Annotated in this window: 27 protein-coding genes and 1 tRNA gene; 17 read left to right on the forward strand and 11 right to left on the reverse strand. The window is 66.8% G+C overall.

From position 1 onward, the window contains the following. Window positions 1–116: 116 nt before the first annotated feature. The 5 genes from rpsA to SLQ33_RS13230 all read left to right on the forward strand — a co-directional run bounded on the left by rpsA (window position 117) and on the right by SLQ33_RS13230 (window position 4,957). Entirely contained in the window at window positions 117–1,571 is a 1,455-nt protein-coding gene (gene rpsA / locus SLQ33_RS13210; RefSeq protein WP_319454281.1) for a 30S ribosomal protein S1, read from the forward strand. A 78-nt stretch (window positions 1,572–1,649) separates the two neighbouring features. After that, complete coding sequence (gene coaE / locus SLQ33_RS13215; RefSeq protein WP_319454282.1) at window positions 1,650–2,849, forward strand: dephospho-CoA kinase; 1,200 nt, start codon at window positions 1,650–1,652, stop codon at window positions 2,847–2,849. Window positions 2,850–2,940: 91 nt separating this feature from the next. Next, window positions 2,941–3,156: a hypothetical protein gene (locus SLQ33_RS13220; RefSeq protein ID WP_319454283.1), complete on the forward strand. Its 216-nt coding sequence runs from the start codon at window positions 2,941–2,943 to the stop codon at window positions 3,154–3,156. A gap of 172 nt (window positions 3,157–3,328) precedes the next feature. Beyond that, the gene (locus SLQ33_RS13225) at window positions 3,329–4,693 is read left to right on the forward strand and encodes a sigma-70 family RNA polymerase sigma factor (RefSeq protein ID WP_319454284.1); all 1,365 of its coding nucleotides are present in this window, start codon (window positions 3,329–3,331) and stop codon (window positions 4,691–4,693) included. Window positions 4,694–4,786: 93 nt separating this feature from the next. After that, complete coding sequence (locus SLQ33_RS13230) at window positions 4,787–4,957, forward strand: hypothetical protein (RefSeq protein ID WP_319454285.1); 171 nt, start codon at window positions 4,787–4,789, stop codon at window positions 4,955–4,957. A gap of 2 nt (window positions 4,958–4,959) precedes the next feature. Here SLQ33_RS13230 and SLQ33_RS13235 read toward each other — a convergent pair whose 3' ends face one another. From SLQ33_RS13235 to SLQ33_RS13245, 3 genes are read right to left on the reverse strand one after another with little or no spacing between them, the layout of a single operon-like run. Beyond that, window positions 4,960–5,559 (reverse strand): hypothetical protein, encoded by a 600-nt coding sequence (locus tag SLQ33_RS13235; protein ID WP_319454286.1) that lies wholly within the window; start codon window positions 5,557–5,559, stop codon window positions 4,960–4,962. Window positions 5,560–5,570: 11 nt separating this feature from the next. Continuing rightward, window positions 5,571–6,077 carry a DUF402 domain-containing protein gene (locus tag SLQ33_RS13240; RefSeq protein ID WP_319454374.1) on the reverse strand — a complete coding sequence of 169 codons (507 nt, stop codon included), beginning with the start codon at window positions 6,075–6,077 and terminating at the stop codon, window positions 5,571–5,573. 11 nt (window positions 6,078–6,088) lie between these two features. Next, on the reverse strand, window positions 6,089–6,385 hold the full coding sequence (locus tag SLQ33_RS13245) for a hypothetical protein (RefSeq protein WP_319454287.1): 297 nt from the start codon (window positions 6,383–6,385) through the stop codon (window positions 6,089–6,091). A gap of 70 nt (window positions 6,386–6,455) precedes the next feature. Between SLQ33_RS13245 and uvrB the strand changes: the two genes are divergently transcribed. Beyond that, window positions 6,456–8,615 (forward strand): excinuclease ABC subunit UvrB, encoded by a 2,160-nt coding sequence (gene uvrB, locus SLQ33_RS13250; protein ID WP_319454288.1) that lies wholly within the window; start codon window positions 6,456–6,458, stop codon window positions 8,613–8,615. A gap of 42 nt (window positions 8,616–8,657) precedes the next feature. Further along, window positions 8,658–10,055 (forward strand): MFS transporter, encoded by a 1,398-nt coding sequence (locus SLQ33_RS13255; protein WP_319454289.1) that lies wholly within the window; start codon window positions 8,658–8,660, stop codon window positions 10,053–10,055. Here SLQ33_RS13255 and SLQ33_RS13260 read toward each other — a convergent pair. Both SLQ33_RS13260 and SLQ33_RS13265 read right to left on the reverse strand, forming a co-directional pair. Next, the gene (locus SLQ33_RS13260) at window positions 10,050–10,766 is read right to left on the reverse strand and encodes a 5'-methylthioadenosine/adenosylhomocysteine nucleosidase (protein WP_319454290.1); all 717 of its coding nucleotides are present in this window, start codon (window positions 10,764–10,766) and stop codon (window positions 10,050–10,052) included. The two genes, SLQ33_RS13255 and SLQ33_RS13260, sit on opposite strands and share 6 nt — an antisense overlap. 44 nt (window positions 10,767–10,810) lie before the next feature. Next, entirely contained in the window at window positions 10,811–11,203 is a 393-nt protein-coding gene (locus tag SLQ33_RS13265; protein WP_319454291.1) for a nuclear transport factor 2 family protein, read from the reverse strand. Window positions 11,204–11,227: 24 nt separating this feature from the next. Between SLQ33_RS13265 and SLQ33_RS13270 the strand changes: the two genes are divergently transcribed. Then, entirely contained in the window at window positions 11,228–11,794 is a 567-nt protein-coding gene (locus tag SLQ33_RS13270; RefSeq protein WP_319454292.1) for a TetR/AcrR family transcriptional regulator, read from the forward strand. Between the two features lie 6 nt (window positions 11,795–11,800). On the opposite strand, the gene SLQ33_RS13275 is transcribed toward SLQ33_RS13270, so the two are convergent. After that, window positions 11,801–12,505 carry an MgtC/SapB family protein gene (locus SLQ33_RS13275; protein ID WP_319454293.1) on the reverse strand — a complete coding sequence of 235 codons (705 nt, stop codon included), beginning with the start codon at window positions 12,503–12,505 and terminating at the stop codon, window positions 11,801–11,803. A 101-nt stretch (window positions 12,506–12,606) separates the two neighbouring features. Here SLQ33_RS13275 and SLQ33_RS13280 point away from each other — a divergent pair, with 101 nt between their 5' ends. Together SLQ33_RS13280 and SLQ33_RS13285 are read left to right on the forward strand one after the other, a co-directional pair. Then, window positions 12,607–13,362 carry a DUF899 domain-containing protein gene (locus tag SLQ33_RS13280; protein ID WP_319454294.1) on the forward strand — a complete coding sequence of 252 codons (756 nt, stop codon included), beginning with the start codon at window positions 12,607–12,609 and terminating at the stop codon, window positions 13,360–13,362. A gap of 61 nt (window positions 13,363–13,423) precedes the next feature. Next, window positions 13,424–13,494 (forward strand) — tRNA-Cys (locus SLQ33_RS13285). A gap of 12 nt (window positions 13,495–13,506) precedes the next feature. On the opposite strand, the gene SLQ33_RS13290 is transcribed toward SLQ33_RS13285, so the two are convergent. After that, entirely contained in the window at window positions 13,507–13,914 is a 408-nt protein-coding gene (locus SLQ33_RS13290) for a hypothetical protein (RefSeq protein WP_319454295.1), read from the reverse strand. A 128-nt stretch (window positions 13,915–14,042) separates the two neighbouring features. Here SLQ33_RS13290 and SLQ33_RS13295 point away from each other — a divergent pair, with 128 nt between their 5' ends. Then, a complete protein-coding gene (locus SLQ33_RS13295) occupies window positions 14,043–15,014 on the forward strand; it encodes a YncE family protein (RefSeq protein ID WP_319454296.1) in 972 nt (323 codons plus the stop codon). Between the two features lie 22 nt (window positions 15,015–15,036). After that, window positions 15,037–15,897, forward strand: a complete 861-nt coding sequence (locus tag SLQ33_RS13300) for an acyl-CoA thioesterase (protein ID WP_319454297.1) — start codon at window positions 15,037–15,039, stop codon at window positions 15,895–15,897. A 3-nt stretch (window positions 15,898–15,900) separates the two neighbouring features. Here SLQ33_RS13300 and SLQ33_RS13305 read toward each other — a convergent pair whose 3' ends face one another. Genes SLQ33_RS13305 through SLQ33_RS13315 form a run of 3 tightly spaced genes read right to left on the reverse strand, consistent with a single transcriptional unit; the run spans window position 15,901 to window position 18,565 of the window. Further along, a complete protein-coding gene (locus SLQ33_RS13305; RefSeq protein ID WP_319454298.1) occupies window positions 15,901–17,445 on the reverse strand; it encodes a glycosyltransferase family 39 protein in 1,545 nt (514 codons plus the stop codon). Between the two features lie 7 nt (window positions 17,446–17,452). Further along, window positions 17,453–18,037, reverse strand: a complete 585-nt coding sequence (locus SLQ33_RS13310) for a UbiX family flavin prenyltransferase (RefSeq protein ID WP_319454299.1) — start codon at window positions 18,035–18,037, stop codon at window positions 17,453–17,455. Continuing rightward, window positions 18,038–18,565, reverse strand: a complete 528-nt coding sequence (locus tag SLQ33_RS13315) for a TIGR02444 family protein (protein ID WP_319454300.1) — start codon at window positions 18,563–18,565, stop codon at window positions 18,038–18,040. A gap of 85 nt (window positions 18,566–18,650) precedes the next feature. Here SLQ33_RS13315 and SLQ33_RS13320 point away from each other — a divergent pair, with 85 nt between their 5' ends. From SLQ33_RS13320 to SLQ33_RS13340, 5 genes are all read left to right on the forward strand, one after another. Continuing rightward, window positions 18,651–20,099, forward strand: a complete 1,449-nt coding sequence (locus SLQ33_RS13320; protein WP_319454301.1) for a UbiD family decarboxylase — start codon at window positions 18,651–18,653, stop codon at window positions 20,097–20,099. 8 nt (window positions 20,100–20,107) lie between these two features. Continuing rightward, window positions 20,108–20,527 carry an SRPBCC family protein gene (locus tag SLQ33_RS13325; RefSeq protein WP_319454302.1) on the forward strand — a complete coding sequence of 140 codons (420 nt, stop codon included), beginning with the start codon at window positions 20,108–20,110 and terminating at the stop codon, window positions 20,525–20,527. An 11-nt stretch (window positions 20,528–20,538) separates the two neighbouring features. Continuing rightward, complete coding sequence (locus SLQ33_RS13330) at window positions 20,539–22,173, forward strand: UbiD family decarboxylase (protein WP_319454303.1); 1,635 nt, start codon at window positions 20,539–20,541, stop codon at window positions 22,171–22,173. Between the two features lie 266 nt (window positions 22,174–22,439). Beyond that, complete coding sequence (locus tag SLQ33_RS13335) at window positions 22,440–22,883, forward strand: universal stress protein (protein ID WP_319454304.1); 444 nt, start codon at window positions 22,440–22,442, stop codon at window positions 22,881–22,883. Window positions 22,884–22,923: 40 nt separating this feature from the next. Further along, window positions 22,924–24,234 carry a cytochrome P450 gene (locus tag SLQ33_RS13340; RefSeq protein ID WP_413467640.1) on the forward strand — a complete coding sequence of 437 codons (1,311 nt, stop codon included), beginning with the start codon at window positions 22,924–22,926 and terminating at the stop codon, window positions 24,232–24,234. 3 nt (window positions 24,235–24,237) lie between these two features. Here SLQ33_RS13340 and SLQ33_RS13345 read toward each other — a convergent pair whose 3' ends face one another. Next, window positions 24,238–24,915 (reverse strand): MBL fold metallo-hydrolase, encoded by a 678-nt coding sequence (locus SLQ33_RS13345; RefSeq protein WP_319454306.1) that lies wholly within the window; start codon window positions 24,913–24,915, stop codon window positions 24,238–24,240. Window positions 24,916–24,982 lie beyond the last annotated feature (67 nt).

Here is a 24,982-nt window from a genome sequence, read left to right on the forward strand (position 1 = left end):
TCTCAACGAGTACTCGTCTGTGCTCAATCGCGGGTGCGATGTACGACATCGGTGCTCAGCGCCGAAGCCAACAACAACTGTCCCTACGATAAAACCTGTCCGGAGCAACCCACCACATGCCAAGTCCCGTCGCCACCTCTCCGCAAGTAGCCCTCAACGACATCGGCTCCGCGGAGGATTTCCTCGCCGCCATCGACAAGACCATCAAGTACTTCAACGATGGCGACATCGTCGAAGGGACCATCGTCAAGGTTGACCGCGACGAAGTCCTACTCGACATCGGTTACAAGACCGAAGGCGTCATTCCTTCCCGCGAACTCTCGATCAAGCACGACGTCGACCCCTCAGAGGTTGTGTCCGTCGGCGACGAGGTCGAAGCGCTTGTCCTCACCAAGGAGGACAAGGAAGGCCGCCTCATCCTGTCCAAGAAGCGCGCTCAGTACGAGCGGGCTTGGGGCACCATCGAAGAGCTCAAGGAAAAGGACGAGGCCGTCAAGGGCACCGTCATCGAGGTCGTCAAGGGCGGCCTGATCCTCGACATCGGCCTGCGCGGCTTCCTGCCCGCGTCGCTGGTCGAGATGCGTCGTGTCCGCGATCTTCAGCCGTACATCGGCAAGGAGATCGAGGCCAAGATCATCGAGCTCGACAAGAACCGCAACAACGTGGTGCTGAGCCGCCGCGCCTGGCTGGAGCAGACCCAGTCCGAGGTGCGCAGCGAGTTCCTCAACCAGCTCACCAAGGGCGCCGTCCGCAAGGGCGTCGTGTCCTCGATCGTCAACTTCGGCGCGTTCGTCGATCTTGGCGGCGTCGACGGCCTGGTGCACGTGTCCGAGCTGTCGTGGAAGCACATCGACCACCCGTCCGAGGTCGTCAACGTCGGCGACGAGGTCACCGTCGAGGTGCTCGACGTCGACATGGACCGCGAGCGGGTTTCGTTGTCGCTCAAGGCCACTCAGGAAGATCCGTGGCGCCACTTCGCCCGCACCCACGCGATCGGTCAGATCGTGCCGGGCAAGGTCACCAAGCTGGTGCCGTTCGGCGCGTTCGTTCGCGTGGAAGAGGGCATCGAGGGTCTGGTGCACATCTCGGAGCTCTCCGAGCGCCACGTCGAGGTCCCGGACCAGGTGGTCCAGGTCGGCGACGACGCGATGGTCAAGGTCATCGACATCGACCTCGATCGGCGCCGGATCTCGCTGAGCCTCAAGCAGGCCAACGAGGACTACACCGAGGAGTTCGACCCGTCGAAGTACGGCATGGCCGACAGCTACGACGAGGCGGGCAACTACATCTTCCCGGAGGGCTTCGACTCCGAGACGAACGAGTGGCTCGAGGGCTTCGAGAAGCAGCGTGACGAGTGGGAGGCCCGGTACGCCGAGGCCGAGCGCCGGCACAAGATGCACACCGCGCAGATGGAGAAGTTCGCGGCGGCCGACGCCGAGGCGGCCAGCAGGCCCGCTTCCAACGGTGCGTCGTCGTCTTCGTCGTCCAGCTCGGGTGAGCCCTCCGGCGGCACGCTGGCCAGCGACGCGCAGCTCGCAGCGCTTCGCGAGAAGCTCGCAGGCAGCGCGTAGTCGCATACAGCACGACAGGACTCCCCGGCTCATCGAGCCGGGGAGTTCGTCGTTGAGGCGTACTGAAAGACTGGGCGCGTGCTGCGGATTGGATTGACCGGCGGGATCGGCGCGGGCAAGTCGACGGTATCGGCCACGTTCAGCGAGTGCGGCGGCATCGTCGTCGATGGCGACGTCATCTCCCGAGAGGTCGTAGAACCCGGCACCGAAGGGCTGGCCGCCCTCGTCGAGGCGTTCGGCTCCGACATCCTGCTGCCCGACGGCGCGCTCAACCGCCCCGCGTTGGCGGCGGTGGCGTTCAGTGATGAAGACGCACGCAAAACCCTGAATGGCATCGTGCATCCGTTGGTGGGCAAACGCCGTGAGGAGCTCATCGCGGCCGCTCCGGACGACGCCGTGATCGTCGAGGACATTCCGCTGCTGGTCGAATCTCAGATGGCGCCGATGTTCCCGCTGGTGATCATCGTGCACGCCGACGAGGAGGTGCGGGTGGCCCGACTCATCGAGCACCGCGGCTTCAGCGAGGCCGACGCCAGGGCCCGCATCGCCGCCCAGGCGACGGTGGAGCAGCGCAAGCTCGTCGCCGACGTCTGGCTGGAGAACCACGGCAGCGCCGACGATCTCGAGCGACAAGCCCGCGCGCTCTGGCACGACCGCGTGCTGCCGTTCGCCCACAACCTGCGGAGTCGTCAGGTGGTGCACTCGGCGAAGCGGCTGGTGCCGGCTGACCCGACGTGGCCCGATCAGGCAGACCGGATCGTTGCACGACTGCAGACGGCCTGCGGGCATCGAGCGTTGCGGGTCGACCACATCGGGTCCACGGCGGTGCCTGGGTTCGACGCCAAGGACGTCATCGATGTCCAAGTGACGGTGCCGTCGCTGGACGTGGCCGACGAGCTAGCCGACAACCTGCTGAATGCCGGGTACCCCCGCAGGGAGCTCATCACGGCCGACATTGCCAAGCCGGACAGCCGCAGCACGAATCCTGCATTCGACCATGTCGACGATACGGCGTTGTGGCGCAAGCGATATCACGGCTCAGCCGATCCGGGGAGACTCACCCACGTGCACGTTCGGGTCGACGGCTGGCCCAATCAACAGTTCGCGCTGCTGTTCCGCGACTGGTTGACAGCCGACATGGCTGCCCGTGACGAGTACCTCGCAGTCAAGAGGCGCGCAGTGACGGAGCTGGACTACGCCGACGCCAAGGAGCCGTGGTTCGTCGACGCCTACCGACGGGCGTGGAAATGGGCCGACGCCACCGGTTGGCGCCCCTGAACGCGAAAGTGTCCGGTACGTAGGGCGGTTGCGCTCCTACCTGTGAAGGTGGTCCGAGCCCCGGCCCGCCACCCACGGCGAGGAGCCCCACGTGAGACCGGACGGTGACGAGGTCGCATTCGACGTCGCCATGCGCCACGGTCTCGATGAACGCGAACTTGCCGACGTATTCGGCATCAGTCGTGCCGAGGTCCGGGTGCGGCGGCTGCGCGCCATCGCGGACGTATCCCTCGCCTGCCTGACGCCGTTCCGCGCCGCACCGGCGTGGTTGCGCGAGCGCACGTTGGACCGCCTCGAAGAGCCGTGACGAGAAAAGTGTCCGCTTGGCGGCGACTCGTTGCTCCTACCCATGAAGCGCGGCCCGAGCTGGGCCACCGCGGGAAGGGAGTTCCAATGGCCACGGGGCATCGACGGACCAGCAGAACGGCTGTTCATGGCCAGTGTCAGCACTACCATCAGCCGTGACAGGGGAGAGTGCCATGACTGCTGCGCGACACGCTGAGCGGATCGGGCCGGACGCGACCGACGCCGAGCTGGCGGTCGCGGCAACGTCGGGGGACCGCGGCGCATTTGCGCTGATCTACGACCGCTACGCGGACAAGCTGCACGACTTCTGCGTCGGCATGTTGCGCGATCGCGACGCTGCGGCGGACTGCGTCCAGGACGCCTTCTGCACCGCTGCGACGAAGCTGACCGAACTGCGCGAGCCCGACAAGCTACGGCCCTGGCTGTACTCCGTCACCCGCAATGAGGCGCTGCGTCGCATCCGGGATCGCCGTCGCGAACTACTTTCAGACGAGGTACCCGACATGGCTTCGACCGAGGCCGGACCCGAAGTCCTGGCCGCGCGAACCGAACTCGCCGAATTGATCGCCGAGGCCGCGGGCGGACTGTCCGACCGAGACCGCGCCGTCCTGCAGCTGGCCTATCACCACGGCATGGACGGACCCGAACTCGCCGAGGCGCTTGAGGTGAGCCCGAGCGCGGCCACCAAGATGGTGCAGCGGCTGCGCGACACCGTCGAACGCTCGCTGGGCGCGCTGCTTGTGTGCCGGCGCGCCAAGGCCGATCCAGACGCCTGCCCCGAGCTCGCCGCCGTGCTCGAAGGGTGGGACGGCACGTTCACCGTGCTGATGCGCAAGCGCGTGGCCCGCCACATCGAATCGTGCCCGATCTGCGACGAGGAACGCAGGCTCCGCGTCACCCCCGCGGCTCTGCTCGGCGCGTCTCCGTTGCTCGTCCCCGCACCGGGATGGCTGCGCGAGCGCACGCTCGAAGCGGTCGAACTGCCTTCTGGGACAACGCCTTCGGGGTCAGGCGCCGGCTCCGCCGCGGGTTCTCGACGCCAGTGGGCCGTCACGGCGGCGGTGGTTGCCGGGCTGGCGCTGATAGCCATCGTGGTGTGGGTCCTGACCCGCCAGGGAAGCTCGACGCCGGTGGTTCCGGCGGACCTGCGCGACACGGAGACCACCACCACGACCGTCTCGCGCCCGCCCGCTGGCTTCATCCCGGCACCCGCACCGACCACCACGCCGACGACCATTGCGACGACACCGACGTCGATAGCGGCTCCACCCCCGCCGCCGTCGACCACGGAACCGGTCACGACCACCGAGCGCCGGCTCCCGCAACGCCGCGACGTCACGACCACTGCACCATCGACCGTCCCACGGTCGCCGACCCAGCGCGAGGAGGAACCGGAGCCGGAGGTTACCGAGGAGTCGACCCCCGCCGACGAACCGTCGACCAAGGTCACCCCCACGCGGGTGATCCCGAAGCCGCCGACCCAGACCTTCGAGCCCGCCACGACGACCACGACCCCACCGGCCGGGCCCATCCTCTAGAAACGTCCCGCAAAAAAGTGTCGGGAATGCCCGGCGAACTTCCTCCTACCAGTGAAGCGCTCGACGCGAGCCGCGATCACGGAGGAGAAGTACATGGCAAGCGAACGATCTGAGGACTTCGCCGTCCTGCGTCACCTGGGGGCCGCGGTGCTGGCCGGCATCGGGTTGGCGGTCGTGTTGTCGATATCCCCGCCGACGGACGTCGACCCGGGCCCGGTGACGATCACCCACGAGCGGGTGATCGACGCGAGCGCTACTCGATAGCGTCAGGTGACCGGCGGTGCCGGCTCCTCGCCGGGTGGCGGTGGTGCGAGCTCCTCGACTGGTGGCGGCGCATCGATCGGCGCGGTGTTCCCGGTGGGGAAGTTGGTCACCGTTCCGCAGCTGAGCACGCCGTAGCCGGGATCGTTGCGTTGCGGGGTCAGCCGCGGAGCGACGAACTGGTCGGCTTGCGCGATGATCTGGTCGTCGATGAGGATCTCGCAGTGCAGGCTGGCCGAGTACGGCCACTGAATGGACACCTGCATGCCGGCCTTGAGCGGGTCGGACACCACGCCCGTCGCTTCGAATATGCGGCCCGGGATCATCGTCGGATTCGCCGTGTTCACCTGGTCGTCGGCGATGGTGTACGAGATCGTCGCGCCGCGTGAAACGCCGTCGACGCGGGCCCTGTACGTGATGTTGTGCGGCCCGGGTCCGAAGTCGCGATCGGCCAGGGGGGCCTCCGGCACGGCCGGGACGTCGGAGGCCGGCGGCGGGGGCGGGACCTCGGGGTCGGCAAGCGCGACCGTCGGGACGAACTGTGCGCTGGAGAGCACGATCGCGGCCACCGTGGCCACGATCCATCCGCGCTTGGTTGAGCTCATGTTGGAAGACATTACGCTCCGTGCCAGGTGAGGACCATTTCGAGGTCAGCTAACCAATGTTCCAGGTGGTAGTCGTGGCGTGCGAGGCCGTCGACCACGCGTACCGCCGTCTGCACGGCTTGCTCGCCGAGTTCCGGCGCCAGCAGCCCCTGCTGCACCGCGGTGAACAGTTCGTCGGCGTCCGTCAGCTGGACGTCGCGGCCGGTGCGTACGACGAGGTCGAGGTAGTGATCCTCCGACGTCCACACCTGTCCGGCCTGCGTGAATCGGCCCACGTCGAGGTAGTAGTCCTGATCGCGCTCGTGACCGGGATTGAAGTGGAATACCGACACCCGCAGCCCCAGCGCTGGCAGCAGCCACGACTCCAGGTAGTGGAACTGGTCGCGCCCGGGCGTCGGCCGGGCCATGTACAACCCCCACGGCCGTTCGGAGTAGACGTCGACGGCCCGCACGATGCCCTTGGGATCGGTGTTCGTGCAGGCCGCGACGTCGAAAGTCTCGTGTTTGGGGGGATGTATGCGTTCCGCCGTCATCGCAGGAAGCGCCCGAGATCGATCGTCACCGGGCCCTTGCCTGCGGGCCTGCAGAGCACGAGGAGCACCAGTCCGGCGATCGACGACATCCAGAAGCCGGTCCACAGCACGTCTGCCGCATCGAACGCCGAGCATTGATGCGACGGGCCGCGTCGGCTGTCGGCGCATGCGACACCCATCGCCTCGGCCACCTGACCTGCGCCCGGCCAGAAAATCGACACCAGGCATGCCACGCCCAGCACCACAAGCGCGAGTCCCAAGAGGCGAAGCAAGATCCGAAGGGGTCCAGGCACGGCGTCAACTTAGCGTGCTGCACCGACGGACGGAATGAACTTGTCGTAGTGCGCGCTTAACCTGGACATCATGGCCTTCGCGACAGAGCACCCCGTCCTGGCGCACTCGGAGCATCGTCCCGTCGACGACATCGTGCGGGCAGGCGGCAAGTTTGAGGTGGTCAGCGAGTTCGAGCCGGCCGGCGATCAGCCCGCCGCCATCGCCGATCTCGAGAAGCGGATCAACGCGGGCGAACGGGACGTGGTGCTGCTCGGTGCCACCGGTACCGGCAAGTCGGCCACCACGGCGTGGCTCATCGAGAAGCTGCAACGCCCCACGTTGGTGATGGCGCCGAACAAGACGTTGGCCGCACAGCTGGCGAATGAACTGCGGGAGATGTTGCCGCACAACGCCGTTGAATACTTCGTGTCGTACTACGACTACTACCAACCCGAGGCGTACATCGCGCAGACCGATACCTACATCGAGAAGGACAGCTCGATCAACGACGACGTCGAGCGGTTGCGTCACTCGGCCACCTCGAGCCTGCTGTCCCGTCGGGACGTCGTGGTGGTGGCGTCGGTGTCGTGCATCTACGGCCTTGGTACTCCGCAGTCCTACCTCGATCGGTCGGTGGAGCTCAAGGTCGGCGACGAGGTGCCGCGTGACGGCCTTCTGCGGCTGCTCGTCGACGTGCAGTACAACCGCAACGACGTGGCCTTCACCCGCGGGTCGTTCCGGGTGCGCGGTGACACCGTGGAGATCATTCCGTCGTACGAGGAACTCGCCGTGCGCATCGAGTACTTCGGCGACGAGATCGAGGCGCTGTACTACATGCACCCCTTGACTGGCGACGTCGTACGCAAGGTCGACTCGCTGCGGGTCTTCCCGGCCACCCACTACGTTGCGGGCCCCGAACGCATGGCACACGCGATTTCGACCATCGAAGCGGAATTGGAAGCCCGGCTGGCCGAGCTCGAGGGGCAGGGCAAGCTGCTGGAGGCCCAGCGGCTGCGCATGCGGACCAATTACGACGTCGAGATGATGCGGCAGGTCGGGTTCTGCTCGGGCATCGAGAACTACTCGCGGCACATCGACGGCCGCGGACCCGGCACCGCGCCTGCAACGCTCATCGACTACTTCCCAGAAGACTTCCTGATGGTGATCGACGAGTCGCATGTCACGGTGCCGCAGATTGGTGGCATGTACGAGGGCGACATGTCGCGCAAGCGCAACCTGGTGGACTTCGGCTTCCGGCTACCTTCTGCGGTCGACAACCGTCCGCTGACCTGGGAGGAGTTCGCAAACCGGATCGGCCAGACCGTCTATCTGTCGGCTACTCCGGGGCCGTACGAGCTCAGCCAGTCGGGCGGCGAGTTCGTCGAGCAGGTCATCAGGCCCACGGGCCTGGTCGATCCGCAGATCGTGGTCAAACCGACGAAGGGTCAGATCGACGACCTGATCGGCGAGATCCGCAAGCGCACTGCGGCCGACGAGCGCGTGCTGGTCACCACGCTGACCAAGAAGATGGCAGAAGATCTGACCGATTACCTGCTCGAGACGGGTATCCGGGTGCGCTACCTGCACTCCGAGGTCGACACCCTGCGTCGTGTCGAGCTGCTGAGGCAGCTGCGGCTGGGGGAGTACGACGTGCTCGTCGGCATCAACCTGCTCCGCGAGGGCCTCGACCTGCCCGAGGTGTCGCTGGTGTCGATCCTCGATGCCGACAAGGAGGGGTTCCTGCGCTCGGCACGCAGTTTGATCCAGACCATCGGTCGGGCGGCCCGGAACGTGTCGGGTGAGGTGCACATGTACGCCGACAAGATCACCGACTCGATGCAGCAGGCCATCGAGGAGACCGATCGCCGCCGTTCCAAGCAGGTCGCGTACAACACCGAACACGGGCTCGATCCACAACCGTTGCGCAAGAAGATCGCCGACATCCTCGACCAGGTGTATCGGGAAGCCGACGACACCGAGACCATCGAGATCGGCGGGTCGGGCCGCAACGCATCGCGGGGACGACGAGCACAGGGCGAGCCGGGCCGGGCCGTCAGTGCGGGCATCTACGAGGGGCGCGACACCGCGAACATGCCGAGGGCCGAACTGGCGGATCTGATCAAGGACCTGACCGCCCAGATGATGGCCGCCGCCCGGGATCTTCAGTTCGAGCTCGCGGCCCGCATCCGCGACGAGATCGCCGACCTCAAGAAGGAACTGCGCGGCATGGATGCCGCGGGGCTGAAGTAAACACTTGAGCTCAACCATGGTTGAGTTCGTAACGTGGGCCGTGTGACGTCGACTGAAACAACGACCGCTGGCGGCTGGCGCGAGCTGCTGGGGCCGAAGTACCTAGGCGCCTCAACGGTGCTCGCCGGCGGCGTCGCGCTGTACGCCACCAACGAGTTCCTCACCATCAGCTTGTTGCCCAGCGCGGTCGCCGAGATCGGCGGTCAGCGGCTCTATGCGTGGGTGACGACGGTCTACCTCGTCGCGTCGGTCGTCGCGGCCACCACCGTGAGCGCGACCTTGTCGCGGTTCGGGCCGCGGTGGTCGTACCTGTTCGCCCTCGGGGTGTTCGGAGCCGGCAGTCTGTTCGCCGCGTTCGCACCCACCATGGAACTCCTCTTGGTCGGTCGCGCGGTGCAGGGCGCGGGCGGAGGCGTGCTGGCGGGCCTCGGCTACGCGGTCATCAATTCGGCGCTCCCGCAGTCACTCTGGACGAAGGCGTCGGCCCTCGTCTCGGCGATGTGGGGCGTCGGCACTCTGCTCGGGCCCGCGGCGGGCGGGCTGTTCGCCCAATTCGGTTCGTGGCGTTGGGCGTTCGGTGTGCTGGCCATCTTCGCGGTGGCGATGGCCGCGTTGGTACCGTTCGCGTTGCCTGCGCGTGCCGACGGCGAGCGGCCTCCGCGAGACAGGATTCCGGTGTGGTCGCTGCTCCTGTTGGGCTCGGCGGCCCTGGTCGTCAGCGTGGCAGGCATCCCGAGCAGCTGGATCTGGACGGCAGCGCTGCTCGGCGCGGGAGCGGTGCTCGTCGCGACCTTCATCGTCGTCGATCGACGGACGAAGGCGGCGGTGTTGCCGGCCACGGCATTTCGGCCCGGCCCGCTGAAGTGGATCTACCTGACGCTCGGCTTGCTGATGGCCGCCACCATGGTCGACATGTACGTGCCGTTCTTTGGTCAGCGGCTCGCGCATCTGGTACCCGTCGCGGCGGGCTTCCTCGGCGTGGCGTTGGCGGTCGGCTGGACGGTGGGGGAGATCACCAGCGCGTCGATGACGAGACCGCGGGTGATCACGACGATCGTCGCGGTGGCGCCGCTCGTCATGGCGGCAGGCCTGACGTTGGCCGCGGTCAGTCAGGTCGAGGATGCGTCGATCGGCGTGATCGCGGTGTGGGTGCTGGCGTTGCTGATCACCGGCACGGGTGTCGGCATGGCCTGGCCTCACCTTTCGGCGTGGGCGATGGGCTGCGTCGACGACCCGAGCGAGGGAAGCCGGGCCGCTGCGGCGATCAACACCGTGCAGTTGATCTGCGGAGCATTCGGCGCAGGGTTGGCCGGCGTCATCGTCAACATGACGGATCGGGGTGACGCGACAGCCGCGCGCTGGGCGTTCGCGTCCTTCGCGGTGCTCGCCGCGCTGGGCGTGGTGGCGTCGGTGCGAAGCACCCGCCGGACCGATCTATAACACGGGCAGCAGGCGCCGCAGAATCGCTGCCGAGGACGCGGCCGCTTGATCGACGAAGGTAGTGAAGTCGAATAGCGCTGTCCCGCCGGCGAGGTCGGACAGCGCGCGGATGACGAGCCACGGGAGCCCGAACGCCTCGCACACCTGCGCGACGGCACCGCCTTCCATCTCGACCGCGCGGCCGCCGAGCTCGTGGAGCAGTCGATCGCGGGTGGTGTCGCAATTCAAGTACTGATCGCCCGTCAGCACCGTGCCGAAGACGAGCTGACCAGGCACCGAGACTCCCTCGAGACGCTCCTTGACGCGGGCGAGCAGTTCGGGGTCAACCGGGTAGCCGAGTCGATCGGTGGGGTTGACCATCGGCACGTAGCCCGGCTGATATGTCCGCACCCGCTCACCCTCGAGCACACCCGCGTCGTGCTGAATGACGAGGTCTGCCACCACGATGTCGCCGATGGCGAGGGCCGGGTCGAGGCCGCCCGCTACTCCGGAGAAAACGATTGCGCGGCAACCGAACCGGTCGGCCAGGACCGTGGTGACGAGCGCGGCGTTGACCTTCCCCATCCCGGACCCAGCCAGCACGACGTCATGGCCGTCGAGCGTGCCGGTGATGAATTGGGTGTGGGCCAGCTCCTCGGTTTGGGTGTCGTGCAGGACCGCGCGCAGATGGGCGAGTTCTTGGGGGATGGCGCAGATCAGTCCGAGGGTCACGCCCCAGTGTCCAACACAGCTAGTCGGGAGCCACTACGGACAGGTCATTCACCAGCGAGCTGCGCCAGCATGGCCGGAAGATCCCAGAACGCTCGGAGCGATGAGATCCCGCCGTCGTCGTCGATCCGATAGTGAATGGCTGCGTCGTACCGTGCTGCTGCGCCGCCTGGAGCGCTCACCGACACGTCTGCGAGCACGAGGGCCTCGCCTGGCGCCTCGTGAATACGGTGAACGTCAAATCGAACAGTCTCGAACATCGCGATGCCGGTGTCCCAGAACTCCGCGATTGCGACGGTGCCTGCCCGCCTGGCGGTGCCATCGACCGGATCCTCCAAGGTCGCGCTGCTGCTGAACAGTCCGATCCATTCGTCACGCGCACCGTGCTCGACCGCGGTCATCGCTCGCCGCGCGATGCCGCTCGCTGCTCCGTCCGTCATGCTCTGCACGTTACACTATGTAACGTGCAGTCTGATGCCCCCTCGGTTCCCGCAATCCTCGATGCTGGTCGCGAATTGCTCGAGAGAAATCAGCCGAGCCAGGTGAGTATGGCGTCGGTCGCTGCGGCCTCCGGCTATTCAAGAATGGCTGTCTACCGACACTTCGGCTCGCGGGCCGGACTACTCACGGCGCTGCTCGCCCGTATCGACGAGGTCGAAGGTGCGGAGGCCGCCGTGCGTGAGATCCTGAGTGCGCCGACCGCCGAGGAGACCGTCGAGAAGCTCTTTGGGTGGTGGGCCAGTTACGTGCCCAGGTTCGCGGGCGTCGCGCGAGGGGTTCTGGCAACCAAGCACGCCGATACCGATCTTCAAGCCGCTTGGGACGAGCGGATGCGCAATCTCCGTCGTGTGTGCGACGCGGTAGCCGGGCGATGTTTGGAGGACCAGCGCAGGTCGAAGGTGTTCGCCGACGAACTCTGGGTGCTCGTGTCGGTGCCCCTCTGGATCCAACTCGCGGACGACGGTTGGACTCGTGAACGCTACGCGGAGGTGGTGATCGGATTGGCACTCGCGGGCCTCGCGGGTGGATGACTCCGCTTACTCGGGGTCCTCGTCGAGTTGGCGGATCGCGGTCACGCCGTCGATGCCGGCAAGCACCGTCGGCGCGCTCAGCACCCCGTTCCCGGACAGCGTCAGCAACACGCCGCCCGTCGGCTCCGATTCGAGCTCGGCGAGCTGCCAGTTCCTGCGGTCGCAGGCCTGCAGCACGGTCGTCATGACTCCGCGGCCTTCCTCGTAGGTGAGGTGGACGCGGATCGACCCGCTCAACCGCGCGGCCAGCCGCTTCGCCAGCGGCATGAAGCCCAGCACGATGAGGAAGTGCATGGCGGTCACCGTGCAGGCCAGCAGCAGCAGGCCCGCGCCCGCGGCCATGCCGATCCCGGCGGACTCCCACACCGCGGCAGCCGTGGTCAACCCGTGCACGGACCCGCGGCGGAAGATGATGATGCCCGCGCCGAGAAAGCCGATGCCCGAGACGATTTGGGCCGCGACGCGGGACGGATCGACGACGACGAGGTCCGCGACGAGCACGTCCTGAAACCCGTACTTGCTGACGAGCAGGATGAGCGCAGCCGCCGTGCCGACGATGGTCTGGGTGCGCAGTCCGGCGCTCTTGCCTTGGATCTCGCGCTCCAAGCCGATCAATGCCGTCAGCGCGAACGCCGCGAAGAGTTCGATGATCTGCCGGGCGCCCTGACCCCGGCCGCCGAAGAACGGTGGATCCGCCAGCCACTCCTGCATGGGGACAAGTTAGCGCGCCCGCGGTGTTTCGCGATGAGTCTTGGTCGGCGGGGCGGTCAATACCTACAACACCTGCAATTGAAACCGACAGAAGGACCAACATGCCCACCACCCCGAACGCATACCCGGACGTCGCGAGCCGGGAGGACTGGCTCGCTCAGCGTCGAAAGCTGCTGGCCCGCGAACGTGAGGTCACCCACTTGCGGGACGCCGTGAACGCCGAACGTCGTCGGTTGCCAATGGTGAAGGTGGACAAGGACTACCGGTTCGAAGGTCCGGACGGTGAGCTCGGGCTGGTCGACATGTTCGAAGGCAGAACGCAGCTCTACGTTCACCACTTCATGTGGATCGACGCCGTCGATAGGGGTTGCCCGAGTTGCACCGCGGCGGCCGACACGACGTTCACCGAGCGGGATCGTGCGTTGCTCACGGCCAAGGGCGTGACGTTCGCGTGCGTGTCGCGCGCCCCGTACCCGAGCATCGCCCGCTACCGCGATGAGCACGGCTGGACGTTTCCGTGGTACTCGTCGCGCGACAACGACTTCACCTACGACTACCACGTCACCCTCGATCCGGCTCGCGCCCCGATCGAGTTCAACTACAAGACTCTCGACGAGTTGCACGCGGACGGGTGGAAAGACGACGAGCTGCGCGGCGACTGGCCGGGCGCCAGCGTCTTCCTTCGGCGCGGAGACGAGGTCTTTCATACCTACTCGGCCTATGCCCGCGGCCTCGATCACACATCGGTGGGCTATCCATTCCTCGACCTGACGCCGTACGGACGTCAGGAACCGTGGGAGGACTCGCCGGCGGGGTGGCCGCAGGGGAGTGTGGCGGCCGGGGTGCCCCAAGAGTAGGGATCAGCGCGATTCGAACCGTGGCGTGGTCACCGAAGCGCTGGCATCGTGGGTGCTTCATGCGGGTGTGGCTGAGTGGCTAGGCACCGGCCTGCAAAGCCGTTTACACGGGTTCGAATCCCGTCACTCGCTCGTGTGGAAGTGCTACAGGACTGCGGTGTACGGCCCAACGAGCTGCCAGTTCGGCTCGGTCATGTCGTTGAACAGGGTGCCCAGCCCCCTGCCCGACGAGGTGTACGTCGCACCTGGCCGGTAGGGCGTATACACCTGAGCGGTGTCCGTCTCGCGGGCTTGCGTGCACTGCGGCGCCGAGTCGGCGCCCTGGACGCACACCATGCTGATATAGGGCCGGAAGGCGCCAGCGCAACCGGCGGGTGTCAGCGTCGCGGTGACCATGTCCGCGCCGGAGACCTGCACCACCTGTGGGGGTGACAGGTCGAAGGAGCACAGCGTGCCGGGCGGCGCCGGCTCTGCCTGCGCGCCACTTGCGCCCGCGATGCCACCCAGCGAGATGGTCGAGGCCACCCCGAAAACCACGAGAGCCCGCTTCATTCCTGGATCGTAAATCACGCTCGGCGGCGGCGGTCGGTCCCGACGGATATTGCCCAAAGCTCCGGCGTCCCGCGACGTCCCAATGCCACACTGTCGGCGACGAGCCAACTGCGTCGACGGGGGATGCCATGTACGGGAACGCCGCACGCACAGTGGGCCTTGCGGTCGGCGTGGTCGTCGTTGCCGTGACTGCCTCCGGGACTGCGTCGGGCGAACCGTCGCTCGGACCACCGGAGGTCGCTACGACGTTCGAGGTCGGCGTCGGCCCGATGCCCGACGTTGCGACGGATCCCTCCACCCACCGGGCGTACGTGACGAGTCGCGACGACGGCTCGCTGTACGTGCTGGACGCCGAAAGGCGTATCGCCGCAATCAACGTCGGCCCTTCACCTGCCGGGGTGGCCGTGGACTCGACCACTCAGACCGCGTACGTGACGATTGGGAATTCGGTTTCCGTCGTCGACATCCCGTCGGGCGCGACCACCGGGGTCATCGAGGTCGGCGCGGATCCGCTCGGCATCGAGGTCGACCCCGACACCCACACGGTCTACGTCGCGAACGTGGGAGACGGCTCGGTGTCGGTGATCGACTCGACGTCGCGCACCGTCTCCGCCACGATCAAGGTCGGCGCTTCGCCGGCGAAGATGGGTGTCGATCCCGCAACCCATCTGCTCTACGTCGCGAACCACGGCGACGGCGGAGTCTCGGTCGTCGATCCGGCGAAGGCGGCGGTCATCGGAACGATTCCAGTGGGCCGGAAGCCGGGCGACGTCGCCATCGACCCGTCCACTCGGACCGCCTTCGTGCCCAACGAGGACGACGACTCGGTGTCGGTGATCGATCTCGAACACCGAACCGTCGTGAAGACGATCGCGGTCGGGGACCAACCGTCCGCGGCGACCGTCGATGACGCTGCCCACACCGTGTACGTCACCAACTCCGGTAGCGGTTCGGTGTCGGTGATCGACTCGCAGGCAAGCGTCGTCACCGACACCGTCGCCGTCGGCGCAGGCCCGCTGACGGTCGCCGCGGATCCGTCCACGCACACCGCCTGGGTGGTCAACTTCACGGCCAATACGATCTCGGTCCTGGAGCGCTGACCCGCTGCGGCATGATGCCGGGGTGATCTTCCGCCCACTCACGCTGCGCGACGTCGTCGAGTCGCTACACGTCGACGAGATCGACGACGGCCACTTCGTCGCAGCCCAGCTGGACTACGTCCACCACCACATCGTGGGCGGCCACATCGCTGCGCAGTCACTGATGGCGGCCAGCCGCACCGCCCCGGGGCGCACTCCGCACAGCGCGCACGTGTACTACCTGCGGGCGGGGGATGCGCGCTTGCCGGTCGAGTTCCACGTCGAACGTGCCCGTGATGGCGGCACGTTGTCGACCAGGAGGGTCACCGCTCGCCAACAGGGCGACGTGCTGTTGGAAGCACTGGCGTCGTTCAGCACCGACGTCGTCGACGACGAGCACCAGATCGCGATGCCCGAGGTTCCCGACCCCGAGACGCTGTTACCCGTCGAGGACCAGTTGCGCGACTACGCCGACGAACTCGACGGCCACTGGGTGCGGAAGCAGCCGTTCGAACTCCGCTATGTCGACCCGCCACCGCGCCTGGCCGTCGAGCGCACGCCCCCGTCGCCGCGGATGCGAATGTGGTGGCGGGCAACCGAACCCGTGCCTGACGACCCCGTGCTGCACAGCTGCCTGCTCACCTATCTGTCCGGCACCACGATGCTCGAGGCGGCGATCGCCATGCGGGGGACCACTCCGGTCGGCACGTTCTCGGCGCTGATCGACCACGCGCTGTGGTTTCACCGTCCCGTCGCCCTGAACGATTGGGTGTTGTCGGATCAGATGTCGCCTAGCGGGATCAGCGGCCGGGGGTTGGCGACCGCGACGATGTACAACCGGACCGGCGAATTGGTATGCACCGCAACGCAGGAACTGTACTTCGGCGGCAAGCGCACGACCTGAGCCTCACCGCGTCGACTTGGTCACTTGGGCGAAGTTGAACTGCCAGCGCTCCACGACGTGAAACCCGAGCCGCTCCGGAACCTGATACGCAGGTGCGCTGCGCATCCGTAGGCCTGGGTCCAGCCCGAGTCCCGCGTCGTGCGACCCCAGGGTCGGGTCACGGTCGGAAACGGTCCACAACACGGTGCACCGCTGCACCTTGTCGGCCACCGCCCAGATCGCGATGTGCGCGTCCCACAACCGGTTCCGCTGCACGGCTGGCGTCCCTCGGCCGGGGTCGACGAGCTTCGCGTACGCTCCTGGCCGGGCAGCGGTCAGGGGCCGGACCGGCCCGGGCAGCCACCTCACGGTGTTGTCCAGGATGAGGCAGTCGCCGGGCTCCGCGCGTTCGGTGACGAGATCGGCTATCTGACTGAAGTCCATGCCCTCCTTGGCGTATGGCCCCCGCTGCTTGAACACGTAGTTCGGCGTGGCCGCCAAGGCCAGCACGGCCAACACCGCGGTGACCCGTTCGCGTGTCCGGACGAGCGCGCTGATGCACAGCGCGATCAGCAGTGCCGCAGCGGGCGACGTGTAGCAGAGGTAGCGGGGGTAGTAAATGGGTTCGGCGACAGCCGAATACGCGACCAAGACGATCGTCGGCAGCACCATCCACGTCACCGCCAGCGCGGCGAGGTAGCGGGCTCCGTCGTCCAGCAGCGCGAAGCGCCGAAGGGCCACCGTGGCCGCGAGTAGCACCGCAGCGGCCACGGCGAACGCCGCGCTCTGGTCGAAGTACTGCTCGTAGCCGATTTCGAGCAGCGTGGCGGGACTGACGGGGGAGATCCAACGGACCTGCGCGATCTGAGTGCGGCAGAAGAACACGAATGGTGCCAGCAGCACCAGGCCGACCACCGTCCAACCCGCCCACCGCCTCAACGCGCGGCGGCGACCCGGTGCGAGCGTCACCGCGACGACGTGAGGAAGCACGATCAGGACGGCGAAGAGGTTCACCAGCGTCGAGACCACCAGCCCCACGACGTACGCGAACCACCACCAATGCCGGTCGCGCCGCGCGGCCACGACGACGAGGACGGTGAGCCACACCGCGCACGCCGTCGATAGCGCATAGGGCCGCGCTTCGATGCCGGCCCAGGTGATTCGGGGCAGGATCGCGAAGACGACGCCCGCCGAGACGGCGACGGTGCGGCCGGTGAACTGCCTGCCGAGCACCACGACACCCGCGGCGGCCGCCCCGACCGCCAGACAACTGGGCACGCGGATCCAGAACTCGGTGGCGGGGAACACCGACAGCCAGCCGTGCATCAGCAGGTAGTACAGCCCGTGCACCGCGTCGATGTTTCCGAGCAGGCGCCAAAGTTCCGGTAGCGAGCGGGATCCCGCCGAGATGGTCGCCGCTTCGTCGAACCAGAGTGACGGCCGTGCCGCACCCGCGGCGCTGACCAGCGCGGCGAACACGGCGATGGCCAGCGGGTCGAACCGGCCGGCGGTGAGCGTCGGTGCGAGGCGCGCACGTTCGAGCTCACCCCTACTGAGGGAGAGGTCCACGGGTCAGCTAGACCTCGTCGGGGGCGACTGAGCTTCCATTCCACCGGTTGATACCCGGGATCACGACGTCCAGCAACTCGAGCGCGCGAGACACCGTCTGATCGACGACGTCGGCGAGCGACTGCGGCAGCGCATAGAACGCCGGAACGGGCGGCATGATGATGGCGCCGTTGGCCGTTGCGCGGGCCATCAGATCGATGTGGCCCGCGTGCAAGGGAGTTTCACGCAACATCAGCACGACCCGCCGACGTTCCTTCAGGCACACGTCGGCCGCCCGGACCACCAGTTCGTCGTTGTAGGAGTTGGCGATTCCGCTCAGCGTCTTCACCGAGCAGGGTGCCACCAGCATGCCCATCGTCCGGAACGACCCCGACGACACCGCCGCCCCGATGTCGCGGGGGTGATGAAGCTGATCGGCGAGGCCACGCACGTCGTCGATCCCGTAGCTCGTCTCGTGCGCGATCGTCCGGTGGGCCGACGAGGTCAGGATGGCGTGCGTCTCGACGTCGGCGACGTCCCTGAGCAGCTCGAGCGCCCGGATGCCGTAGATCGCTCCGGATGCGCCCGTGATCGCGATGATGATTCGCCGCATCTACGACCGCCCTGCGTGCTGGGCCGCTGCGCGTGCGATGAGCTGGATCGCGGCGTGTTCCTCGGAGGTCGGCTCGCGGCCCGCACTCGTCTGGATGACGACAGTCATTGCGACCGTGGCCCGCTCGGTAGGATCGACCTCGGCTGCCGGGCCGCCGAGGTCTCCGGCCAGCTCGGCGAGTACCGCCAACTCGATCATCTCGGCGTCCAGTTCGAGCTGCTTGATTCTCTCGCGCAAGGCGATCGTTGCCTGCGTGGGCGCAGGCGGTGGGCCGTTTTTCAGCTGCCTGCGGATTGCGCGCAGCGGCGCAACCACGTCCTGCTGCCAAGGCCCGACCCGTTCCAGAGCCGTGGTGAGTTCCTGGCTGCCGAAATCTCGACCGTGCACGGCGCCGATGAAGGCGGCGAAGAGCAGCACGTCGACGTCCGCAGCACATCGGTCCTGCAGCAGGATTGCCGCGTCGGAGACGCCATCGGCCGCGTGTACGTCCAGCGCGAACGCCGTGAAGTCCTCGCGCGGCTCACCCATCGAAGGTCTCGCGGAAGCAGCTACTTGTCTGGAAGGATTCGGCACGATAGATCTTCAGTTTGCTGGCCACCTTCACGCTGAGAGTATGGGGCATCACGCTGTGTCGTTCCAGGATTTCCGACAGTTCCTCGACGCGTTGCGCTCGGCTGGCGAGCTCATCGACGTCGACCGTCCCGTAGCGCTGGAACTCGAGGTGGCCAAGGCGATGCGCAAGAGCGCATCGATCGCCGGCCCCGCCGTGGTGTTCAAGCAGAATGGCACCAAATTCCCTCTAGTGGGTGGGGTCTACAACTCGAACGCCAAGGCGCTAATCGCCTATGGCTGCACCGAGGAGAACGCCTTCGACGAGATCGTCAAGCGCCTCAATACCCGCATTCCACCGAAGTACGTCGACGACGGCCCGGTGCACGAGAACGTCATCCTCGGCGACGACATCGACCTGTCGATTCTGCCCGTCCCGCGCTACAGCCCCGACGACGGCGGCCCGTACATCACTCCGGGATTCGTGGTCAGCCACGACCCCGAGACCGGCGTTCCGGACATCGGCCACTACCGGTGCGAGATCATCGACAACAAGACGATGTCGCTGATGGCCGCCCCCAGCCACCGGTTCGCGAAGAATCAGGCCAAGGCACGGCGCATGGGGCACAAGACATTTCGAGCGTCGCTCGTCATCGGCGTCGACCCGATGATCGCCTATTCGTGCCCGATTCAGGTTCCGGAGGACACCAACGACTGGGAGGTCGTCGGTGGGATGCGCGGCGAGGCCGTCGAGCTCGTCAAATGCCGCACGAACGACGTTTCGGTCCCGGCACACGCCGAGGTTGTCATCGAGTTCGAGGTTGACTTCACGCAGACGGTCGCGGAAGGGCCGTTGGGCGAGTACACCGGCTACTACACGCCCGCGTCACCGAAACCCGTTGTCCGGCCGACCGCCATCACCCATCGCAACGGCGCGTACTTCCAGGCCCTGCTGACCGGCCGCCCCACCACCGAGAACCACATCCTCAAGCAATTGTCGTTCGAGGCCTCGTTCTACGACATGTTCCGCCAGCAGTTCCCGACCGTGACGGCGGTGGCGATCCCGCCGTCGGGCGGCGTCTACTTTCGCTTGGTCGTCGCCATGGCGCCGCGATACTCGGGCGAGGCCCGCAGCGCGATTCTCTCGGCGATGGGCAGCAACCTGCGACCGAAGATGGTCGTCGTGGTCGACCCCGACATCGACGTGCACGACTCGGAACAGGTCGAGTGGGCGATGGCTTTCCGCATCCAGCCGGCGCGGGACGTGATCATCGTGGACAGCCTGCCCGGCGGGCCGCTGGACCCAACGGCCGATGAGTCGCTGCCTCCCGATCAGCGCACCGGATCGGCGATTGGGATCGACGCCACCTACCCCTATGGGACGGTGGTCAAGAAGGCGGGCGACCTGTGCGGGCCGGCGTTGGAGGAACACGGCGGACAGGTCGTCGAAGTGGCCGACGTTCCCGGCTGGCGGGACTACGACTTCCCCGAACTCGACAAACCAAGGAGCTAGGAGCCAACGTGCCCGAGATCGACCACGAGCTCAAGATCGATGCCACCCCCGGAAAGGTGTACGCCGCCTTGACGACGCTGGAGGGCGTCAAGGGCTGGCACACCCCGACCGCCACCGGAACCGGTGAGGTCGGAAGCGAGTGGGTGTTCTCGTTCGCCGACCATCCGGAATTCGGCTGGGAGGTAACGGCATCGGAGGCTCCGAGTCGCGTCGTCTGGCGCTGCACCCGCGGACCCGGCGACTCGGTCGGCACCACGGCGACGTTCACCGTCGCTGCTGCCGACGCGCGCACCCTGCTGGAACTTCAACACGCCGGGTGGCCCGGCACGCACGGAAACTTCCGCAAGTGCAACACGACCTGGGGCATTCTCCTGCATCACCTGCGTGATTACGTCGAGACCGGCGACGCCGCACCGGCATTCGAGTAGAAGGACACGTCATGCCGCAGCAGAGCCTGAGCGACTTCGTCGACGACATGGAGAAGGCGGGCCTGCTCGTCCGCATCAAGGAGGAGAAGCGGGTCGACGAGCTGCCCGCCGTCATGGAGGCCAACCCCCTGACCGCCGTGCTGGTGGAGAAGGTCACCGACTGCGAGTTCCAGTTCCTCGCCAACGCCTACTCGAACCAGGATCAGACCGCGTGGGCACTCGGCTGCGAGAAGAGTGAGACCGGCCGTCGGATGGTCGAACTCGGCAAGGGCCGCATCAAGCCGGCGTTCGTCGACACCGCACCGTGCAAGGAGGTCATCCTCACCGGCGACGACGTCGACCTGACCCGACTGCCGCTGTTCCTGCATCACGACCGCGACGGCCACGCCTACACCAACGACAACCTGGTGGTGACCAAGCACCCCGACACCGGCGTCTACGACTGGGGCATCTACCGCAGCATGTTCCGGACGAAGAACGAGAAGCTGTTCGACATGACGTGCACGTCGCACCGCGCTCGGTTGCACTCCCAAGCGGCACAAGCCAAGGGGCGCAACCTCGAACTCGCGATCGTGCTCGGCGGCCCGCTCGTGGACAAGGTGGCTGCGCTGACGGGCGTGCCGCCGGGCACCGACGACTTCGAGGTGCTCGGCAGTTTCTACGGCCATCCCGCGAAGCTGGTGAAGTGCGAGACCATCGACCTGCTGGTGCCCGCCAACGCCGAGATCGTCATCGAGTGCGAGCTCATGGCCACGGAGGGATTGACCCACGACGAGGGGCCGTACGGCGAGTTCACCGGTATGTACGGCGGCGGAATCAAGGCCAACTTCCGCGCGATCGTCAAGGCGATGACCTTCCGCAAGGGCGGCATCTACCAACACGCGACGATCGGCGGCACGCACCCCTGGTACACCGACAACATGCTGCAGCTGCCGATGATCGAGTCCGACCTCTACGGCGGGCTTGCGATGGCCGGCATCGACGTGAAGGAGGTCCGCGCTCCACTTGGCGGGTTGTCGAACATCGCCTACGCGAAGATCAACACGCGAGGCGCTGGCGACTCGAAGCAGGCGCTGGGCGTGATGCTGACGTGCTCGAAACAGGGGCTTCCGAAGATCGCCATGGTCTTCGACGAGGACGTCGACATCTGGGACGACAACGCCGTGCAGTGCGCGATGGCGTTCCGATACATGCCGCACCTGGACACGGTGACGCTCCCGAACGGCAACACGATGACCGTGGACCCGATGATCGCCGAGGATGCGGCGCCGGGAACCGCATCGAAGATCGGCTTGGACTGCACCATCCCGATCAGCCCCAAGTTCAATCCGACGCACTTCGATCGCAGCATGGCGTTCGAATTGGGCGATCCGCCGCCGGACTTGGTCGTGATGTCGGAGGCGGAACTGACGCTGGACATGGCGGCGCTCATCCGGGAGGCTCCCCGGACCTGGAAGGAGATCCTTCAGCACTACAACGGGCAGCCGTACCGCGCCGTCTACGGTGCATTCAGCAATCTTCGACACCAACTCGGACGCTGCGACGACGAACCGTGGTATCGCTACACGTTCTCCGACACCGACTTTGCGGTGAAGGCCCAGGAGTCCGCGCCACACAATTTCGACCCCCGGCACCGACCCCACTGAGCGACTCCGCGAAAGCGGTTGGAGCCGAGCAGATTTCGGGTTGCGCTCGCGACGAACATGACCGACGTCACTGTTGCGGCGTGTTGCGACGTGGCACTAGGCGGGAAATCAGCGTCGCGTTGATCACGAATGCCCCGATCAGCGGGCCGCCGGTGACTAGGATCAAGGCTGCTAGGAGCAGGCCATCCGAGCGAATTGCACCCATTCGCGTCCTGCGACGGGTTACTGTCTCCGATGGCTTGGAAATCGACACTGGGAGGGCTTGGATGAGCGGCTATCAGACCGTGGTCGTCGGCACGGACGGTTCGGATTCGTCCCTGCGTGCGGTGGAGCGTGCCGCGACGATTGCTGCCGGGTCGGGCGCCAAGCTCGTCGTGGCGACGGCGTACTTCCCTCAAAGCGAGGATCAGCGGGCAGCCGACGTCCTCAAGGACGAGGGCTACAAGATGTCCGGCAACGCGCCGATCTACGCGATCCTGCGCGAAGCGAAGGACCGCGCCCACAGCGCCGGAGCCCAGAACGTCGAGGAGAAGGCCATCGTCGGTGCGCCCGTTGACGCCCTCGTCGACCTCGCCGAAGAGGTCAAGGCCGACCTGCTGGTCGTCGGCAACGTGGGGCTGAGCACCATCGCAGGCCGCCTGCTGGGATCGGTGCCCGCCAACGTGGCGCGACGCTCCAAGTCCGACGTGCTGATCGTTCACACTTCCTGATCCACGCGCTCGTGTAACACTCGCGCTGACGAGGGAGTCAATGATGACGCCAACAGTCAGTCGGACCGGCATTGCGCGGCGCGACAACGGCGCGCCACCCCCAGACGTCCCGCTCGATGACATCGATCTCGGGACCATCGACTTCTGGGAGTGGGACGACGACCACCGCGACGGTGCGTTCGCGACGCTGCGGCGCGAGTCGCCCGTCACGTTCTTCGAGGTTCCCGAGTTCGCCGGCTTTCCGACGGGGGCCGGCCATTGGGCGTTGACGTCATTCGAGGACGTCCACCACGCCAGCCGTCACCCCGACGTGTTCAGCTCGAGCCCGACCAGTACGTCGCTGAACGACGTGCCCGTCGAGATCGCCGAGTTCTTCGGGTCGATGATCACGCTCGACGATCCACGGCACCTTCGGCTCCGGTCGATCGTGAACCGGGCGTTCACGCCGTCGGTGCTCACCCGGATCGAACAGAGCGTCGCCGACCGGGCCCGGCACCTCGTCACCGAACTGGTGGCCGCTCACCCGGATGGGCACGCCGACTTCGTCGCCGAGGTGGCCGCGCCGCTGCCGCTGCAGATCATCTGCGACATGATGGGCATCCCGCACGAGGACGAACAGAAGGTCTACCACTGGACGTCGGTGATCATGGGCGCCGGCGACGACGAAGCCTCCGGTGGGATGGACGAAATCACCGTCGTGGCAACCGAATTGGCCGCGTACGGGATGCAGCTCGCGGAGGACCGTAGGGCGCACCCCGCCGAGGACCTCACCACGAACCTGGTCCTGGCGGAGGTCGACGGAGAACGGCTGACGTCGGCGGAGATCTCGTCGTTCTTCATCCTGCTGTGCGCGGCCGGGAACGAGACAACGCGCAACGCCATCAGTCACGGCATGGTCGCCCTCACCCGTTACCTCGACGAGCGGGAAAAGTGGTGGGCCGACTTCGACGGCGTGGCCAACACGGCCGTCGAGGAGATCGTGCGGTGGGCCTCGCCCATCATCTTCATGCGTCGCAACCTGAATCAGGACGTCGAAATGAGCGGCGTCCGAATGAAGGCGGGAGACAAGGTGTCCATGTGGTACAACTCCGCCAATCGCGATGAGCGAAAGTTCGGCAACCCGTGGCTCTTCGATGTGACGCGCTCGCCGAACCCGCACATCGGTTACGGCGCGGGCGGTGCGCACTTTTGCCTCGGCGCCAACCTGGCGCGGCGCGAGATCCGGGTGCTGTTCCGCGAATTGCACCGGCAGCTCCCCGACGTCGTCGCGGTCGAGGAACCCGCGATCCTGCGGTCGGCGTTCGTCCACGGGATCAAGCGGCTCGCAGTGGAGTGGACGCCGCGCACCTGAGCGTCACCAGCCGCGTGCGCGCCACTCCGCGAGGTGCGGCCGCTCGGCGCCGATCGTCGTGTCGTCGCCGTGGCCCGGATAGACCACGGTCGAGTCGTCGTAGACGTCGAACACCTTGGCCGTGACGCCGTCGAGCAGGCGCTCGAAGTCGCCGTCGCGCCACGTCTTGCCGACGCCGCCAGGGAACAGGCAGTCGCCAGTGAACAACTGCACCGCGTCGCCCGCCGCAGGCCCGCTCAACGCCAGCGCGACGGAGCCCTCGGTGTGGCCCTGCAGGTGGATGACGTCGAGGCTGAGGTCGCCGACGGTGATGGTGTCGCCATCGGCGAGGATCCGATCCGGTGTGACCGGCAGCGGCTCGGCGTCCAGTTGGTGCGCGGCGGTCGGCACGCCGGTGGCCTTCGCCACCTCCTCGAGGGCCAGCCAATGGTCGGGATGCTGGTGGCTGGTGACGATGAGCGACAGCTTGGGGGCCTGCTTCGCGATGAGGTCGAGCAGGATCGATGCGTCGTTCGCCGCGTCGATGAGTAAGGACTCGCCGGTGCGGGAACAAGAGATGAGGTAGGCGTTGTTGTCGTGCGGGCCCACTGACACCTTCACGATCGACGCTCCGGGAAGAACGCGACGGGCGGCGGTGCCTGGCTCGACATGGCCTGAGTAGTTGTCGTCGACGTATTTCATGCCTCGACTCCCGCTCGCTCCGGTCCTCGCTCGTGCCTCGCTGCGATCCTCACTCGTGCTCGTCTTC

Source organism: Mycobacterium sp. RTGN6 (assembly GCF_033804605.1).
GTDB lineage: Bacteria > Actinomycetota > Actinomycetes > Mycobacteriales > Mycobacteriaceae > Mycobacterium.

What these genes read in the sequence shown, in the direction of transcription:
- rpsA (WP_319454281.1), top strand. Translation starts at nt 117, where the DNA reads ATGCCAAGTCCCGTCGCCACCTCTCCGCAAGTAGCCCTCAACGACATC.
- SLQ33_RS13225 (WP_319454284.1), top strand. Translation starts at nt 3,329, where the DNA reads ATGACTGCTGCGCGACACGCTGAGCGGATCGGGCCGGACGCGACCGAC.
- SLQ33_RS13230 (WP_319454285.1), top strand. Translation starts at nt 4,787, where the DNA reads ATGGCAAGCGAACGATCTGAGGACTTCGCCGTCCTGCGTCACCTGGGG.
- SLQ33_RS13235 (WP_319454286.1), bottom strand. Translation starts at nt 5,559, where the DNA reads ATGAGCTCAACCAAGCGCGGATGGATCGTGGCCACGGTGGCCGCGATC.
- uvrB (WP_319454288.1), top strand. Translation starts at nt 6,456, where the DNA reads ATGGCCTTCGCGACAGAGCACCCCGTCCTGGCGCACTCGGAGCATCGT.
- SLQ33_RS13265 (WP_319454291.1), bottom strand. Translation starts at nt 11,203, where the DNA reads ATGACGGACGGAGCAGCGAGCGGCATCGCGCGGCGAGCGATGACCGCG.
- SLQ33_RS13275 (WP_319454293.1), bottom strand. Translation starts at nt 12,505, where the DNA reads ATGCAGGAGTGGCTGGCGGATCCACCGTTCTTCGGCGGCCGGGGTCAG.
- SLQ33_RS13280 (WP_319454294.1), top strand. Translation starts at nt 12,607, where the DNA reads ATGCCCACCACCCCGAACGCATACCCGGACGTCGCGAGCCGGGAGGAC.
- SLQ33_RS13290 (WP_319454295.1), bottom strand. Translation starts at nt 13,914, where the DNA reads ATGAAGCGGGCTCTCGTGGTTTTCGGGGTGGCCTCGACCATCTCGCTG.
- SLQ33_RS13295 (WP_319454296.1), top strand. Translation starts at nt 14,043, where the DNA reads ATGTACGGGAACGCCGCACGCACAGTGGGCCTTGCGGTCGGCGTGGTC.
- SLQ33_RS13310 (WP_319454299.1), bottom strand. Translation starts at nt 18,037, where the DNA reads ATGCGGCGAATCATCATCGCGATCACGGGCGCATCCGGAGCGATCTAC.
- SLQ33_RS13315 (WP_319454300.1), bottom strand. Translation starts at nt 18,565, where the DNA reads ATGGGTGAGCCGCGCGAGGACTTCACGGCGTTCGCGCTGGACGTACAC.
- SLQ33_RS13320 (WP_319454301.1), top strand. Translation starts at nt 18,651, where the DNA reads ATGGGGCATCACGCTGTGTCGTTCCAGGATTTCCGACAGTTCCTCGAC.
- SLQ33_RS13330 (WP_319454303.1), top strand. Translation starts at nt 20,539, where the DNA reads ATGCCGCAGCAGAGCCTGAGCGACTTCGTCGACGACATGGAGAAGGCG.
- SLQ33_RS13335 (WP_319454304.1), top strand. Translation starts at nt 22,440, where the DNA reads ATGAGCGGCTATCAGACCGTGGTCGTCGGCACGGACGGTTCGGATTCG.
- SLQ33_RS13340 (WP_413467640.1), top strand. Translation starts at nt 22,924, where the DNA reads ATGATGACGCCAACAGTCAGTCGGACCGGCATTGCGCGGCGCGACAAC.
- SLQ33_RS13345 (WP_319454306.1), bottom strand. Translation starts at nt 24,915, where the DNA reads ATGAAATACGTCGACGACAACTACTCAGGCCATGTCGAGCCAGGCACC.